The sequence below is a fragment of the Salinicoccus kekensis genome (assembly GCF_900220995.1).
Taxonomy (GTDB): domain Bacteria; phylum Bacillota; class Bacilli; order Staphylococcales; family Salinicoccaceae; genus Lacicoccus; species Lacicoccus kekensis.
The window spans coordinates 1-14,139 of sequence record NZ_OBQF01000005.1 but is presented as its reverse complement, the minus strand read 5'-3'; the positions used below and the strand labels follow the sequence as shown (position 1 = coordinate 14,139).

Genomic DNA, 14,139 nt, shown 5'->3' with positions numbered 1-14,139 from the left:
GCCCTCCCGGATTCATTTATTCTGTTGATTTAAATCCAGTTTATTGATGTTTTTTCAATTCTTCAAGCAATTCGTCGTATTTCGGGCTGTTCAGAAAGTTGTCGACCGAAATATGATGGGCATCGGGCACTTTATTCTCGGCTCGTTCGGTCAGCGTCTTCTGCGTGATGATGATGTCTTCATCACCTTTCAGCTGGTTGATGGCAGAGTTCGTGACATCGATGTCGAGGCCTGCTTTCTTGAACTTGTTCTTCAGCATGCCTGCACCCATCGCACTCGAGCCCATTCCGGCGTCGCATGCAAAGACGATTTTGTCGACGTTCGCATAATTGATGCTGGAATCTACATCGGTGCTCTCTTCTTTCAGTGCCTTCATCGCTTCTGAGTCCCCGTCGGCGGCGAGCGTGCCTGCAACGGAGGATTTTTTGCCTTTCTGAGCTTCCATCTGTGCAGTGGCCTGCGTCAGGTCACCTTCGGGCTGCTTCGTATACCTCAGTATGAATGCGGAAACCGTGAATGAGACGGCTGTCGCGATGGCCACACCTGCAATCATCTGGATGTATTCCCCGCCCGGTGTCGTCAGCACGTAGGCGATGATGCTGCCGGGTGCCGGCGGCGCTGCCAGGCCGAATCCGAGCAGGCTGTAGGTCAGTATGCCGGATGCGCCGCCGAGGATCACTGCAATCAGGAGCATCGGCTTCATCAGGATGTACGGGAAGTAAATCTCATGGATACCGCCGATGAACTGGATGAATGCCGCTCCCGGTGCTGTTGCGCGTGCCGTGCCTTTGCCGAAGAACATGTAGGCGAGCAGTACACCGAAGCCCGGTCCCGGGTTGGATTCAAGCGTGAACAGGATGGATCGGCCCATCTCTGAAGCTTCGATTGTTGCGAGCGGTGTCAGCACACCGTGGTTGATCGCGTTGTTCAGGAACAGGACTTTCGCCGGTTCTATGAATATGCTGACCAGCGGCAGTACACCCCAGCCGATGATCAGATCGACGCCCTGTCCAAGCAGTTCCGTCAGTCCGAGTACAAGCGGACCGAGGCCGTACATGCCGAGCAGGGCAAGCAGGAATGCGAGTATGCCGGCCGAGAAGTTGTTCACCAGCATCTCAAGCCCCTGCTTTGTCCTCGGAATCAGGAACTCATCGACTTTCTTCATTAGATAACCGCCGAGCGGACCCATGATCATGGCCCCGAGGAGCATCGGCGAATCTGCTGCTGCGATGATGCCCATCGTCGCCGTCGCACCGACGACGCCCCCGCGCATATCATGGACGAGACGTCCGCCAGTGAATGCGATGAGGAGCGGTAAAAGGTAGATGATCATCGGATCGACCATGCCGGCGATGTTCTCGTTCGGGAAAAATCCGGCTTCGATGAATAATGCCGTGATCAGACCCCAGGCGATGAATGCTGCGATATTCGGCATGATCATGCTGCTCAGGAATGATCCGAATGCCTGCGCTTTACGTTGAATGCCGCTTTTGCGGGCTGTTTCTTCTGCCATATGCGTCACCCTTTCAGATTGATGATTAATGTTAATTCAATTTTAAGGTGAATCGTCCGCGTAAACAATCAAATCCCGCACCGGCTTTGTCACAAAGTCTGTGACAAAAACAAAAGGAGCGGACCCCTTCCGGAGCCGCTCCCTGCATTTAACAATTCCAGTATACCATACGGGTCATGCAAACATAAGACTACTTTTTCTCCCGTAATCGTTGTATTATAAGCAATGCATTTAAAAAGAGGAGTGGTCTGATGGGGAATGAATTTGAACATGAAGCGGGGCATCTTGACTTCACGGTGAATTTCCTGAAAGCATATAATGCGAGCCTTTCGAAACAGCTGGACATGACTTCCGGTGATATTCTCGAAACGCGGAAAGCACTGAATGACGATGTGTCCAATACATTCGATTTTGAAGACGGCAACGTCATGGACTTCATTTCGATGGTGCCGGAAATGCGCATGACTGAAATGAAGTTCAATTATATAGAAGATATGCGGGAGACGACTGAGCGTCTGATGCATAAGCCGTACTTCGGCAAACTGGTCGTGGACGGTGAGCCGGTATATATCGGCGGTGCGACCATCCAGGATAATGAGCACAACATCCTGATCTACGACTGGCGTACGCCGATCGCGAGTTTATTCTATGAGAACCGCGTCGGTGAATTGACCTACAAGATTCCCGACGGTACAAAAATAAAAACCGATGTCACGCTCAGGCGCCAGTTCCAGATCGAGGACGGAAAGCTTTTGAACATGTTCGACAGCGACCTGTATATCGGTGATGAGATGCTCCAGCAGCTGATCACGGATTCTTCCAGGTCGAAGCTTAAAAATATCGTAGCGACGATCCAGAGTGAACAGAACATCATCATCCGCCAGCCGCTCAACCAGGATACGCTCGTCTACGGGCCGCCGGGGAGCGGTAAGACATCGCTTGCGATGCAGCGCATCGCGTATCTGATGTTCACGTACAGGGACCGTCTGAAGGCGGAGAACATCATGCTGATGTCGCCGAATGAAGTGTTCAACGATTACGTGTCCGACGTGCTGCCGGAACTCGGCGAGGATAACGTTAAAAACATGACGTTTTACCGCATGCGGAATGAATTCATTTATTTCAACGGACGCAGGTTCGAGTCGCTTGCAGAAAACATCCAGCGGCTGGGCCATGAGGATGCATCGGCATACAAGTACAAGACATCCGTCGAATACTTCAGCCACCTGAAGCAGTATATCAGGGAGCTCGGTGAATACGGGATGCATTTCCGGGATCTGAAATACGGCGGGAAAGTGCTTGTCCCGAAAGAGCTGATTGAGAGGGTGTTCTACGAAGATCTGGGTGCCCATCCAGTCCCGCGCCGCCTGCATAAAATCTATGAAGACCTGCTGGATATATACCGGAGGGAACTGAAGCAGCTGACTGCGGAGAAGTTCAAGGCGCTCGACGAATCGCCCGAGTATATCGGCGAAAGGGAAGAGCTGAAGAAGATGGCCAATGACGAGGCCACAAAAGAGCTGGCAGCCCTTCATGCGCAAATACGCCGGTTCAGGTTCGTCCAGCTCGAAAAAGTGTATGTCCGGTCGATTGCGGACAAGGCCGTGCGGCGTGAAACGATAGAGCATATCAAGCGCAACGACTTCAAGTATGAGGATCTTGCACCAATGCTGTATCTCTACATCCATATCATCGGGGCGGGCAATAAAAAGATACGCCACGTCATCCTTGATGAAGTCCAGGATTATTCCAACATCCAGTATGCAGTGATGAAGGATTATTATCGGAACGCGACATTCACGAGTCTCGGCGATAAGAACCAGCAGATCCATCCGGTCGGGAGCGCAGAGCTGATTGCGGACGACCATCACGTGATGCAGCTTCAGAAGTCCTACCGGTCGACGAACCAGATCAACGATTATTTGAATACGATTGTGCCCGGCGGCATCGATTCGGTGTCCGTCGACGGACAGGACGTGCAGTTTATTGATGTCGAAGATGAAGCGGCACATATCCGATCGATGGTGAGAGAGGATATGCCGGAGCAGATGGCGATCATCACCCCATCACGGGAAGCGGCGGACCGGATTTTTGATGAATTGAAAAATGACATCCCGGGGCTTAAGAACCTGCAGGAAGTCGACACGATCTATAACCAGGATTATCTCGTCCTGCCTTATTATTTATCGAAAGGCTTCGAGTACAATACCGTCATCATCACGGAATCGTCATTTTATGACGACCTTCCCCTCGTCAAATACGTCCTCGCATCCCGTGCGACGAGGAATCTGTATCTGCTGGACTGAGTGTGGGCCTGCGGGTGTGCAGTTAGCCCGATTTCTGTGTCTATCTGAACAGTAACGGTCTCCAAGTGTTTAGATAGCCTGATTTCCGGGTCTATCTAAACAGTAAGGACCTCCAGGTGTGCAGTTAGCCTGATTTCCGGGTCTATCTGAACAGTAAGGACCTCCAGGTGTTTAGTTAGCCTGATTTCTGCGTCTATCTAAACAGTAACGGCCTTCAAGTGTTTAGTTAGCCTGATTTCTGCGTCTATCTGAACAGTAACGACCTCTGAGTGTTTAGATAGCCTGATTTCAGACTCTATCTGCACATTACACCGCACTTCAATCTTCCGGCATGCTTAAGGGGGACTCCATATGGAGTCCCCCTTTTTATTATTTCAAGATTATATAAAAATCAGGCAGCTGTCTCTTTGCGTCTGTCGATCAGGAGCATGATGCCTACGACGAGCAGCACACAGAGTAAGTTTTTCGCGAATAAAGGCACCGGGGAGGCATTGACGAGGAAGCCGATGCCGAGGGCAAGGACCCCGTACCACGGCAGCCTGCCGGCGAATTGCACGAATACCGCCCCGAAGATGGCCGGAAGCACATACGGGAAGATCTGCTGGATATCTTCCGGTATGACGGTCAGGATCCAGAGCCCGGCAAGTATCACGGGCACAAGTATCAGCTTGTTCACTATTGAAGCGGCACTGATGCCGAGTGTGGCGACGACTTCGCCTTTCTCAGAACTCGGCTCGACACCGACTGCGTCCTGGCATGCTGCGACCGCAGGGAGGCACATATTTGAAATGTTCCCCGTAAAGAAGGCGATGTATGTACCTGCGGATCCGAGCACCGGGTAGTACATGATCGGTTCAAGGAACCAGACGACACCGACGACTGCGGCATAGGCGAAAAATGCGTTCAATATAAGTGGGAAACCGGGATGGTATCCCATGACGAATGAAATATACAGGGGCAGCGCAAATGAAATCAATATTCCTAAACTGAGTGTCAGGCGTCCCCAAAAGTGCGTTGATTTAGCATAACTATCCATTGTTGAATACCTCCTATACTATAAAATATACGGCGATCAGACTGGCGAGTATTGAAAAGCCGAGTGACCATTCTTTCAGCCAGCCGATATTCCTTTTATTTGCGGTTGTATTGATGACGAACGAGACGATCATGGCGACTACACCGGCAAATATGTAGGTGGCGCCGTTTAAAAATTCATTCGACAGCAGTGAGCCGAATATGGCGATCATGGCCCCGCTGGCCACGATGCCGAGGATGTGTTTGCCTTTCGGTTTACGGCTCAATTTTTCCTGGATCTTATTCAGCGATGGTGTCGCGATCACTGTGAAGATCATCCAGCCCGCGCCGCCGATACAAAGCACCCAGACGACGAGCGAGAAGATCTCCGGAGTGAAATCAATGCCGCCGAGCTGTACGCCCGCAGCTTCTGCAGAGAGCTGGGCACCGACACTTTCAATCGGTGCAGAACCGATGACACCGATACGCATCAGGGTCAGCGGGTTTCCGATCAGTGAAATGAGGGAGACCGCCACGATGATGATACCGATTGAAGGGCCGATTGCCGTGATGGCACCTGTTTTTATGGACCGGTTGATCTCTTCATCCGTGAGACCGATCTCTTTTGCCCGCTTCCTCGACATCGAGAGAAACTTGAATGCCTGGAACATCACGACGACGATGATCGCCGAAGCGAATATCCAGACGACTGGATGATTTGCAAATTCCATGCCTGTCATATGTATAACCTCTTTCTTTTTTTATAGACTACACCGTGATAAGGCCGGTCAGTGCACCTGCAATCCGCCTCATCAAAAACGCTTCCAAAGTTCAGAAGGGTGACGTTGGAGCGGTTACATTCTTCGGCGCATGGACGCCCCGAGTCCCGGCCGGACCTTATCCCGAAGGTATATTGTACCAATATTGAAATGCCACGGCAACTGAAAATTCAGATTACAATTCCGGGGAAAATAAAACGTGGAAATCCTCTCGGATCTCCACATTTAAATCAACTTCCATATTTGATGTTTTCCTCGATGCGCTCAAGTGTCCCGATGATGCTGAGTGCTGCGAGGGCACTGGTCTTCGGGTTTTCAGGGAGCGGGTCATTTTTGATGGTGAGTTCCGCTTCCCCGAAGCCGCCGGACAGTTTGATTTGATGGATGTTCTTATCGATCCCGGGGTCGGCGATCAGCCGGACATCCGTCTCCCGGATGCCGAGTCCCGCGAGTGACAGGATGATCGAGACGTTCATGTTCTTCGGGAATTTTTCAATGGCTTCATATGCTTTGCCGCGGAAGACGGTCTTTTCCTCCGTAAGCACTTCATCCGTCAATGAATGTGCGGGCTTGCGCGTGATCAGTTCCACATGTTCAAGGTTGCCGAATGCCTTCGCGTTCTGGATCAGGTCGAGGCCGCCTATTGCGCCGGACGGCAGATGTAGCTTATTTCCATGTGCCTCTGCAAGGCGGCCGGCTTCCTCAAGAAGGTCCTCATCGACCAGGGCGCCGACACTGATCAGCATCGTGTCTTTCTTTTGGATCACTTCCGGAAGCAGGGTGCGCACCGTCTCGACATTCGCCGCTTCAACGACCATATCGATATCCGACGCGAGGAACGCCTCCCGGTCCGTATGGAGAGTGACGCCGTATTTCGCCTCGAGATGCTGGTACTTCTCCCTGTTCCTGACCAGAATACATTTAATGGCGAGCGCTGGATGCTTCTCCTTATTGATTTTTTCAAGCAGATACCGGGCGATTGCACCGGATCCGATTAAACCTATATTCATGATATCCCTCCGTATCGTCTGTTGATATCAGTGTAGATGTAAAGGCTGTCGGTGACAATAAAAATCGGCCGGGGTGTTTTATTTTGGGAATGGACATGTTACCATGGTTAGGTTTGATGCGGAAAGTGCCGGCTGATAGATGAACAGAAAGCCCGGGATTCTGGATTATGGGGGGGCTTTTAGGGTAAGCTTTTACTATAAAGGCCTTTTTTTGTCCCGGGCCGCAAAGTCTGTCTTCATCTACATCAGTGGACGGCATAAAATTTTAGGAGGGTTTATGAATGAATAGTAAGTCAAAGGTCACTTCAGTCTTTTATATCTCTCTGGCGATAGCGTTTGTATTTATATTATGGGGTGTATTCTTCCCGGGTAACCTTGAAACGATACTCGGTTACGTGAATGACTTCATATCCAATACGTTCGGATGGGTATATATGCTCGCGATGACCGGTTTTGTACTGTTTGCATTGTTCTTGATCATCAGCCCGTACGGTAAGATCAGGCTCGGCAGGCAGGATGAAAAGCCGCAGTACAGAGCATTCACATGGTTTTCATTCCTGTTCACGGCAGGTATGGGCGTGGGTCTTGTGTTCTTCGGCGTCACCGAACCGCTGACCCATTACTATAATCCGCCGACGGTCGAAGGTGAATTGGTTGCCGCCCAGCAGGAAGCGCTGCAGTATACATTATTCCACTGGGGCCTTCATCCTTGGGCCGTGTATGCAGTCGTCGGACTGGCACTGGCATACTTCAACTTCAGACATAAGGCGCCTCTGCTCATGAGTTCGTCGCTTGTCCCGCTGATCGGTGACAGGGCGAACGGCTGGATGGGCAAGAGTGTGGACGTGCTTGCGGTATTCGGTACGATATTCGGTATCGCGACGTCCCTGGGTCTTGGTGCAACACAGGTTTCAGCAGGACTCAGCTACAGTTTCGACTTCATAGAAAACAACATCATTACACAGATGATCGTCGTCATCCTGATCACGCTCGGATTCGTGGTATCGGCTGCGACTGGTCTGAATAAAGGGATCCGTTACTTGAGCATCGGTAACGTCATCATGGCGATTGCGCTCATGCTCTTCGTATTCGTATTCGGTTCTTCCGTGAAGATGATCGAGGCGTTCATGACGAACCTCGGTAACTATGTGCAGAACCTTCCGAGCATGACGCTCGGTATGAATGCATTCGAGGGTGACCGCGGATTCCTGAATGACTGGACACTGTTCTACTGGGCATGGTGGATCGGCTGGGCGGCTTTCGTCGGCAGCTTCATCGCGCGTGTATCCCGCGGACGTACAATCCGTGAATTCATCCTCGGGGTGATGGGTGTACCTGTACTGTTCAGTGCCCTCTGGTTTGCGGTCTTCGGTGTCGCAGGCATCGAAACAGACGGTATCCTGAACGGCGGACTATACAGCCTGATGGTGGACCAGGGGAATGAAGTCGCACTCTTCGCCTTCCTTGAGAACTATCCTGCCGCACCGATCATCATGGGAATCGCGATACTGCTGATTGCATCATTCTTCGTCACATCCGCCGACAGTGGTACATTCGTGCTCGGCATGCTGACGACCGGCGGTTCATTGAACCCGCCGCTCCAGGTGAAGCTTACATGGGGTGCAATCCTTGCCGGTACCGCAATGGTGCTGTTATTCTCAGGCGGCCTGAATGCCCTTGAGATGGCGATGCTGATTGCGGCATTCCCATTCACTTTCATAGTGGTGCTGCTGGCGATATCCTTGTATAAGGCGCTGCGCAACGAATATCACATCATCGAACTTGAAAGAAGGCACCTGCTCTATGAACCAGGCTACGAAGAAGAGACCAAGAAAGAGCTGGAAGAAAAAATCGAAGAGTTCGAGAAGACACTGCCTGAAGAATTCAAAGAAATTCCTGAGGGTGAAGAAGTGGGCAAAGATGAAGATACGGAAACAACCAAGGAAACAAAAAAAGATGAATGATCATAATTTAAGCGGCTGTCCTGATGGACAGCCGCTTTTTATAATGCCTCGAACTCTTTTTCCGATATGACCTTGATGCCGTGCTTCTCCAAAAGGGCCGTCGTCACTCCGGTGCCCGGGATTTTATTGCCGCTGAAGGTGCCGTCGTAAATGGCCGCGCTGCCGCACGACGGGCTGTTTTCCTTCAGGACGACCATTGTGGGCTCGTATTGCCTGAAAATTTCAAGTGTATCGTGTGCACCTTTTAAAAAGTGTGCGGTGACGTCTGTACCGGCGGTATCGACGACCCTGGCCCTGCCCTCCAGCACATCATGCCCGTCCCCGCCCTGGATCTCCGCCGGATGCCTCGGTGTCGGAAGGCCGCCGAAAACTTCCGGGCAGACGGGCAGCGCCTCACCCGCGTCCATCAGGCGCCTGATTTTCTCATTTAGACTGTTGTTGCCGTCGTAACGTACATTTTCGCCGATGAGGCATGCACTGACCAGTATCATCTGAATCCCTCCCGGTTATAAAAGTGATTATGGATATAGTATCATGAACAATGAATGAAATTCCGACAGACAGGTGATGGTTATGACAGAAGAAGTGAAGCTGAAGTTCTATGATGATTCCTACTACGATGATTTAAAGCAGTATGTACTGAACGAGGAGGATGTCTATTTTTCCGCCCGGCCGCTGGATGTGCTCGAAAGCTGCCTGCATGATCCCCGTCGCCGGATGGTTCTGATGATACAGGGCGGGGTCGCCGGGGTCTTCATTTTACAGAGCGGCAGTGTTGTAAAGGAATACAGCGACAACCCGGATGCGCTCGTGATGTTCAGCTACTCCGTCGATTCCCGGAAGCAGGGCCGGGGCATCGCCGCCGGATCATTCGAGAAGCTCGATGCTTTTGTGAAAGAACATTATGACAGTGTGGATGAAGTGGTCCTCGGCGTCAATGTAAGAAACAAAGCGGCGCAGCATGTATATGAAAAGGCCGGATTCAAAGACACCGGCCGGAGCTTTGAAGGGCCGGTCGGCCGGCAGATCATCATGAGAAGAGAGTTAGGGTGAGCCTGCATCACTCGGACTTGTACGGCGGCCAGAAAAGAACATCCAGTCCGGGAGAATAGTGGGCGATGACGGGTGTGCCGGTCATATCCCCTGGCAAAAGCGAGTTGACGGCGTCGGGATCATAGTCGATGGAAACGTCGGCAAGTTTCCATTTCAGATGGTGGATGCCGATATGCATCACCTTCCCCCCGAGCGTCTTATACAGCCTGTAGCGCTCAAATAGCCAGTGATCGAGCGTGCCTTCCTCGGACGGTGCGGCGCTGGACAGCACCTTATACCTGCCGTCGAACCATGCTTCCGCGTCGTGCTGGCGCCTGCTGTAGAAGTGTGTCCATCCGTTTTTCCTCTCCCGCTTCATCTTCGCCTTGTAATAAGGGAGTGTCGCCGTCCGGGCACCGAGCACCGGGATGATTTTTTCGGCATCCAGGCTGAAGAAATAAACGCCGGGTATGCCTTTATGTTTCACGTAGGTCCTCGTATTCAATTCCAGGAATTTATGGAAATACGGGAATCTCGGTATATTCCTGAACCTCAGGTCCTTTACATTGAACGGGAATATTGAAACCCATGCTTGGCCTTCATATAAATCCAGCTCAAGCTCATCGGGCACATGGCGGGCCAATTCTTCCGGATCGACGGGGATGTGCATGGTCACCACCTCTTCCCATTTCTGGAACATCATCCACGGGCCGGACGGCAGGGGTGCGGTCCTGTGATCGGTATAATTCAACAGTTCATTCATTTCATTCACCCTCCGATCTTTATTGTACAGTAGCCCGCAGGGGAGCGGATTAAACGTACAGTGTATTCCCTTTTCCCCCAATTTCTGCAAAAAAAGCGGGATTATACATACCTTTTCCATATAATGTTGTTATAATGGCTCTAAACCAAATTTAAGGAGATATGTATGAGACAAGGATTGCAAAAAATGTTTTTATTATCAGGTGTGGCTTTAGTGATGGGTGGATGCGGCAACGCCTCCGCCGAGGTGGAAGATCAGATGGAAACACTTGAAGAATCATCAATACAACAGGACTTGCAAACACTCATCAACTATGAAGATCAGCTTCAGGAGGACTTTGAAACATCGCTTGAAGGAGAAGATTTGTCGAATTTCGCCGACTCCTCCGCAGAAGTGTTCACGAATGTGGATGAAAGGAGCGCCATCCTGGAAAATCTGAGGGAAACCACCTCAACCCATGAATCGGTCAATCAGGAACTGCAGGAGATCACTTTCCAGGAAGACGAGGCGGAGATCGAAGAGACCGTCTCATCAATCTCGGAGAACCTCGGGTCGATCAATGGGACGATGGAATCGTTCATCCCCCAGTATGAAGAAGTATTGGATGCGGAGCGCAGTTACTACAATTCGCTCGGGGAGTCATCAGCAGATTATGAGGATTTCAACGAAGGCCTTGAGACGGTGAACGAACAGCATGAATCACTCGATGAGCATTACCGCTCCCTGAATGAATCCCTCACGAATCTGGAGGAAAATAAAAATCATGCATTTGAACTCCTGAGCAGGGAGGATGAATCATGATGAAACATATATTCATGCTGATGTTCGTCCTGCTGCTTGCAGCCTGCGGGGGTGCCGGCGGTGAAGAGGATGCGGAGCAGGCGGAGGCGCCTGAAGAGCAGACTGCCGAAGAGTCCGAAGGCGAAGCGGCCGGGGAAGAGGAAGTTTCTGAAGGAAGCACAGCTGACGAAACGGAAGCAGCCGAAGAGACAGAACCTGAGTTCTCTTATGAAGTGCATCCGGAAACATTCCAGATCGTGCCGATTGATGACGCGGATCCTGAAGTCGCATTGATCACGATCGATGATGCGCCGGACGGACAGGCGGTCGGAATGGCGGAAACATTGAGTGAAATGAATGCCGGTGCGATATTTTTCGTAAACGGCATGTTCATCCAGGACGAAGCGGGCCGGGAAGCGCTCGAAGAAATCCATGAGATGGGCTTTGAAATCGGCAACCACACCACGACACATCCATATCTGAATCAGATCACACCTGAGGAGACGAGGGAAGAGATCACCGGCACGAGTGACCTGATCGAGGAAATCACCGGTGAACGTCCGAGATTCTTCAGGGCGCCGTTCGGCATCAACACCGACGAATCGGTAAGCATCGCTGAAGAAGAGGGCATGACACTGATGAACTGGACTTACGGTTATGACTGGGAGGCGGATTATCAGGACCCTGAGGCATTGACGGACATCATGGTCAATACGGAGCTGCTGCAGAATGGTGCAAACCTGCTCATGCATGACAGGGAATGGACTGCCGAGGCATTACCGGACATCGTAGAAGGGCTTGAAGCGCAGGGGTATGAAATCGTGGACCCTGAAAATATCGAGAGCATGGAAACGGAGGATTCGGAATGAAGATGAAATCATTAATGGCGGTCATGCTGTTTGCTGTCATTTCCGCTGTGACTGCGGGGAAGGCGGATGCTGAGGTGCTGGACATCGAAGAAGCGCCGATTTTAAGTGCGCCGGAAGAGATGCCGTCACACTTCACCTATGACAGCGGTGTTGAAATAGCTTATCCGGAAGAGGGTGTGAGGGGCATATTCGTCTCAGGCTACATTGCCGGAAGCGAACAGCCGATGAACGAGCTGGTCGACTACGTGAGCACTTCCGGACTGAACTCGATGGTCATCGATGTGAAAGAGGACATGGGCGATATCATGATGGAGCTGCCGATTGAAAATGAAGTCGCAGTCGATAACATGCATTCATACGTTGATCCCGAGACACTGATGGCGCAGTTGGAAGAGAATCAGATTTATCCGATTGCACGCATCGTCGTATTCAAGGATTCGAGGCTTGCTGCAGAGGCACCTGAATTGTCCTTCCAGAACGCCGACGGATCGGTGTGGGCGAACGGGCGCGGTGAAAACTTCGTCAATCCCTTCCTGAAGGAAGTGTGGGACTACAACGTTGATATCGCGGTGGAAGCGGCGAAGCTCGGCTTCAAGGAAATCCAGTTCGACTATGTCAGATTCCCGGAAGGGTTCGAGTTTTACGGGGAGTCCCTCGATTATGACCTCGGGGAGTATGACGACGACAGGGAAGCCGGTGAACGGAGGGTCGATGCAGTGACCGACTTCGTTGAATACGCATATGATGAACTGCAGCCTTACGGTGTGGATGTATCCGTCGACATATTCGGGTATTCCGCAACGCATGGTGCGGCTGAAGGTATCGGACAGGACTTCAGCCGTATTTCAGAAGAAGTGGATGTCATTTCTTCAATGATCTATCCAAGCCACTGGGGGCCGGGATTATTCGGCATCGATGCACCGGATACCGAACCATATGAAGTGATCAATCAATACGCCCAGGAAGAAAACGCAGTGCTTGCAGAACTGGACGACCCGCCGATCAGCCGGCCCTGGCTGCAGGACTTCACCGCCTCATACCTCGGTGCAGGGAACTATCTGGAGTATGGCGCAGATGAAGTCGAAGCACAGATCCAGGCTCTGAAAGACAACGGCATAGATGAATTTCTGCTCTGGGATGCATCCAACCAGTATTCGAGAGGTGCCAACTACGATTTGGAATAATGTTTTAAAGAGAACCCGTTTCATTCCACTCTGAACAGGGAACAGACCCAGTAAAAGTAAGGAGGGATGTTTTAATGAAGCGATGGGCGTTTATTCCATTGTTTATGATGGTTTTTGTACTGGCGGCCTGCGGTGCGGATGAAGAATCCGGCGGGGGTGCCGAGGAAAATGGGAACGGCGACGGCGCGGCAGAGGCGCCTTCGGAGGAAATCGAAGTGACGATGTACGACACTGAGGAAGAGCCGATCGGTACGGCGGTATTGTCCGAGTCGGAAAATGGCCTGACGATTGCGCTTGAAGCTGAAGGGCTGGAACCCGGCGAACACGGCATGCATATACATGATGCAGGAATGTGCGAAGGACCGACCTTCGAGACAGCCGGAAGCCATTTCAATCCAACGGATGCCTCCCACGGTTTCGACCATGAGGACGGCCCGCATGCCGGAGATCTTGAAAACATAGAAGTGGCTGAGGAAGGCACGGTGTCGACCGAAGTCCCGGCTGAAAATGTGACGATCCTGGATGAGGAAGTGGAGACTTCCCTGATGACCGACAGCGGTACATCTTTAATCATCCATTCGGATGCTGATGACTATGTATCCCAGCCGTCAGGCGATGCCGGAGACCCGGTGGCCTGCGGTGTGATCAGTGAACCACAGGAGTAATATATTGATGCAGAGCAGAATCCCCGTCAGGGGTTCTGCTTTTTTTGATGAATAAAATCCCATCGCTCACTGGGTGTGCGGTTTGAGCGATAGAGCCCTCCATCGCTCACTGAGTGTGTGGTTTGAGCGATAGAAGCCCTCCATCGCTCACTGGGTGTGCGGTTTGATTATGTCCATATAATTGTGTAATAAAGAAAAATGAGCCAAGTCATTTCTCTGTAGTACAATGTAGTTACCACAACACACATTGATTGGAGAGA

At 51.4% G+C, this 14,139-nt stretch carries 13 protein-coding genes; 7 read left to right on the top strand and 6 right to left on the bottom strand.

The features are described from left to right. Positions 1–40 precede the first annotated feature (40 nt). Complete coding sequence (locus CRN96_RS09680) at positions 41–1,513, bottom strand: PTS mannitol transporter subunit IIBC (protein ID WP_097041612.1); 1,473 nt, start codon at positions 1,511–1,513, stop codon at positions 41–43. Positions 1,514–1,764: 251 nt separating this feature from the next. Between CRN96_RS09680 and CRN96_RS09675 the strand changes: the two genes are divergently transcribed. Next, positions 1,765–3,819 (top strand): HelD family protein, encoded by a 2,055-nt coding sequence (locus CRN96_RS09675; RefSeq protein WP_097041610.1) that lies wholly within the window; start codon positions 1,765–1,767, stop codon positions 3,817–3,819. A 391-nt stretch (positions 3,820–4,210) separates the two neighbouring features. On the opposite strand, the gene CRN96_RS09670 is transcribed toward CRN96_RS09675, so the two are convergent. The 3 genes from CRN96_RS09670 to nadX all read right to left on the bottom strand — a co-directional run bounded on the left by CRN96_RS09670 (position 4,211) and on the right by nadX (position 6,622). Next, positions 4,211–4,855, bottom strand: a complete 645-nt coding sequence (locus CRN96_RS09670; protein WP_097041608.1) for a small-conductance mechanosensitive channel — start codon at positions 4,853–4,855, stop codon at positions 4,211–4,213. A gap of 13 nt (positions 4,856–4,868) precedes the next feature. After that, complete coding sequence (locus tag CRN96_RS09665; RefSeq protein ID WP_097041606.1) at positions 4,869–5,573, bottom strand: DUF5058 family protein; 705 nt, start codon at positions 5,571–5,573, stop codon at positions 4,869–4,871. A 269-nt stretch (positions 5,574–5,842) separates the two neighbouring features. Next, positions 5,843–6,622: an aspartate dehydrogenase gene (gene nadX, locus CRN96_RS09660; RefSeq protein WP_097041604.1), complete on the bottom strand. Its 780-nt coding sequence runs from the start codon at positions 6,620–6,622 to the stop codon at positions 5,843–5,845. A gap of 281 nt (positions 6,623–6,903) precedes the next feature. Here nadX and CRN96_RS09655 point away from each other — a divergent pair, with 281 nt between their 5' ends. Next, positions 6,904–8,586 carry a BCCT family transporter gene (locus CRN96_RS09655; protein ID WP_097041602.1) on the top strand — a complete coding sequence of 561 codons (1,683 nt, stop codon included), beginning with the start codon at positions 6,904–6,906 and terminating at the stop codon, positions 8,584–8,586. A 38-nt stretch (positions 8,587–8,624) separates the two neighbouring features. Here CRN96_RS09655 and CRN96_RS09650 read toward each other — a convergent pair whose 3' ends face one another. Next, complete coding sequence (locus CRN96_RS09650; RefSeq protein WP_097041600.1) at positions 8,625–9,077, bottom strand: 2-thiouracil desulfurase family protein; 453 nt, start codon at positions 9,075–9,077, stop codon at positions 8,625–8,627. 82 nt (positions 9,078–9,159) lie between these two features. On the opposite strand from CRN96_RS09650, the gene CRN96_RS09645 reads away from it, so the two are divergent. Beyond that, positions 9,160–9,639 (top strand): GNAT family N-acetyltransferase, encoded by a 480-nt coding sequence (locus CRN96_RS09645; RefSeq protein WP_218839929.1) that lies wholly within the window; start codon positions 9,160–9,162, stop codon positions 9,637–9,639. Between the two features lie 7 nt (positions 9,640–9,646). On the opposite strand, the gene CRN96_RS09640 is transcribed toward CRN96_RS09645, so the two are convergent. Further along, the gene (locus CRN96_RS09640) at positions 9,647–10,381 is read right to left on the bottom strand and encodes a YqjF family protein (protein WP_179647169.1); all 735 of its coding nucleotides are present in this window, start codon (positions 10,379–10,381) and stop codon (positions 9,647–9,649) included. Positions 10,382–10,567: 186 nt separating this feature from the next. On the opposite strand from CRN96_RS09640, the gene CRN96_RS09635 reads away from it, so the two are divergent. The 4 genes from CRN96_RS09635 (at position 10,568) to CRN96_RS09620 (ending at position 13,879) form a co-directional block, all read left to right on the top strand. Then, on the top strand, positions 10,568–11,182 hold the full coding sequence (locus tag CRN96_RS09635; protein ID WP_179647168.1) for a YkyA family protein: 615 nt from the start codon (positions 10,568–10,570) through the stop codon (positions 11,180–11,182). Continuing rightward, complete coding sequence (locus tag CRN96_RS09630) at positions 11,179–12,030, top strand: polysaccharide deacetylase family protein (protein WP_245844625.1); 852 nt, start codon at positions 11,179–11,181, stop codon at positions 12,028–12,030. The genes CRN96_RS09635 and CRN96_RS09630 overlap by 4 nt, the downstream gene beginning before the upstream one ends. A gap of 2 nt (positions 12,031–12,032) precedes the next feature. Next, positions 12,033–13,214: a putative glycoside hydrolase gene (locus CRN96_RS09625; RefSeq protein ID WP_097042006.1), complete on the top strand. Its 1,182-nt coding sequence runs from the start codon at positions 12,033–12,035 to the stop codon at positions 13,212–13,214. 107 nt (positions 13,215–13,321) lie between these two features. After that, the gene (locus CRN96_RS09620) at positions 13,322–13,879 is read left to right on the top strand and encodes a superoxide dismutase family protein (protein ID WP_245844621.1); all 558 of its coding nucleotides are present in this window, start codon (positions 13,322–13,324) and stop codon (positions 13,877–13,879) included. The last annotated feature ends 260 nt before the right edge of the window (positions 13,880–14,139 follow it).

Coding starts and splice junctions, on each gene's coding strand:
- nadX (WP_097041604.1), bottom strand. CDS start 6,622: ATGAATATAGGTTTAATCGGATCCGGTGCAATCGCCCGGTATCTGCTT.
- CRN96_RS09630 (WP_245844625.1), top strand. CDS start 11,179: ATGATGAAACATATATTCATGCTGATGTTCGTCCTGCTGCTTGCAGCC.
- CRN96_RS09645 (WP_218839929.1), top strand. CDS start 9,160: ATGACAGAAGAAGTGAAGCTGAAGTTCTATGATGATTCCTACTACGAT.
- CRN96_RS09670 (WP_097041608.1), bottom strand. CDS start 4,855: ATGGATAGTTATGCTAAATCAACGCACTTTTGGGGACGCCTGACACTC.
- CRN96_RS09635 (WP_179647168.1), top strand. CDS start 10,568: ATGTTTTTATTATCAGGTGTGGCTTTAGTGATGGGTGGATGCGGCAAC.
- CRN96_RS09620 (WP_245844621.1), top strand. CDS start 13,322: ATGGTTTTTGTACTGGCGGCCTGCGGTGCGGATGAAGAATCCGGCGGG.
- CRN96_RS09680 (WP_097041612.1), bottom strand. CDS start 1,513: ATGGCAGAAGAAACAGCCCGCAAAAGCGGCATTCAACGTAAAGCGCAG.
- CRN96_RS09675 (WP_097041610.1), top strand. CDS start 1,765: ATGGGGAATGAATTTGAACATGAAGCGGGGCATCTTGACTTCACGGTG.
- CRN96_RS09665 (WP_097041606.1), bottom strand. CDS start 5,573: ATGACAGGCATGGAATTTGCAAATCATCCAGTCGTCTGGATATTCGCT.
- CRN96_RS09655 (WP_097041602.1), top strand. CDS start 6,904: ATGAATAGTAAGTCAAAGGTCACTTCAGTCTTTTATATCTCTCTGGCG.
- CRN96_RS09650 (WP_097041600.1), bottom strand. CDS start 9,077: ATGATACTGGTCAGTGCATGCCTCATCGGCGAAAATGTACGTTACGAC.
- CRN96_RS09625 (WP_097042006.1), top strand. CDS start 12,033: ATGAAATCATTAATGGCGGTCATGCTGTTTGCTGTCATTTCCGCTGTG.
- CRN96_RS09640 (WP_179647169.1), bottom strand. CDS start 10,381: ATGAATGAACTGTTGAATTATACCGATCACAGGACCGCACCCCTGCCG.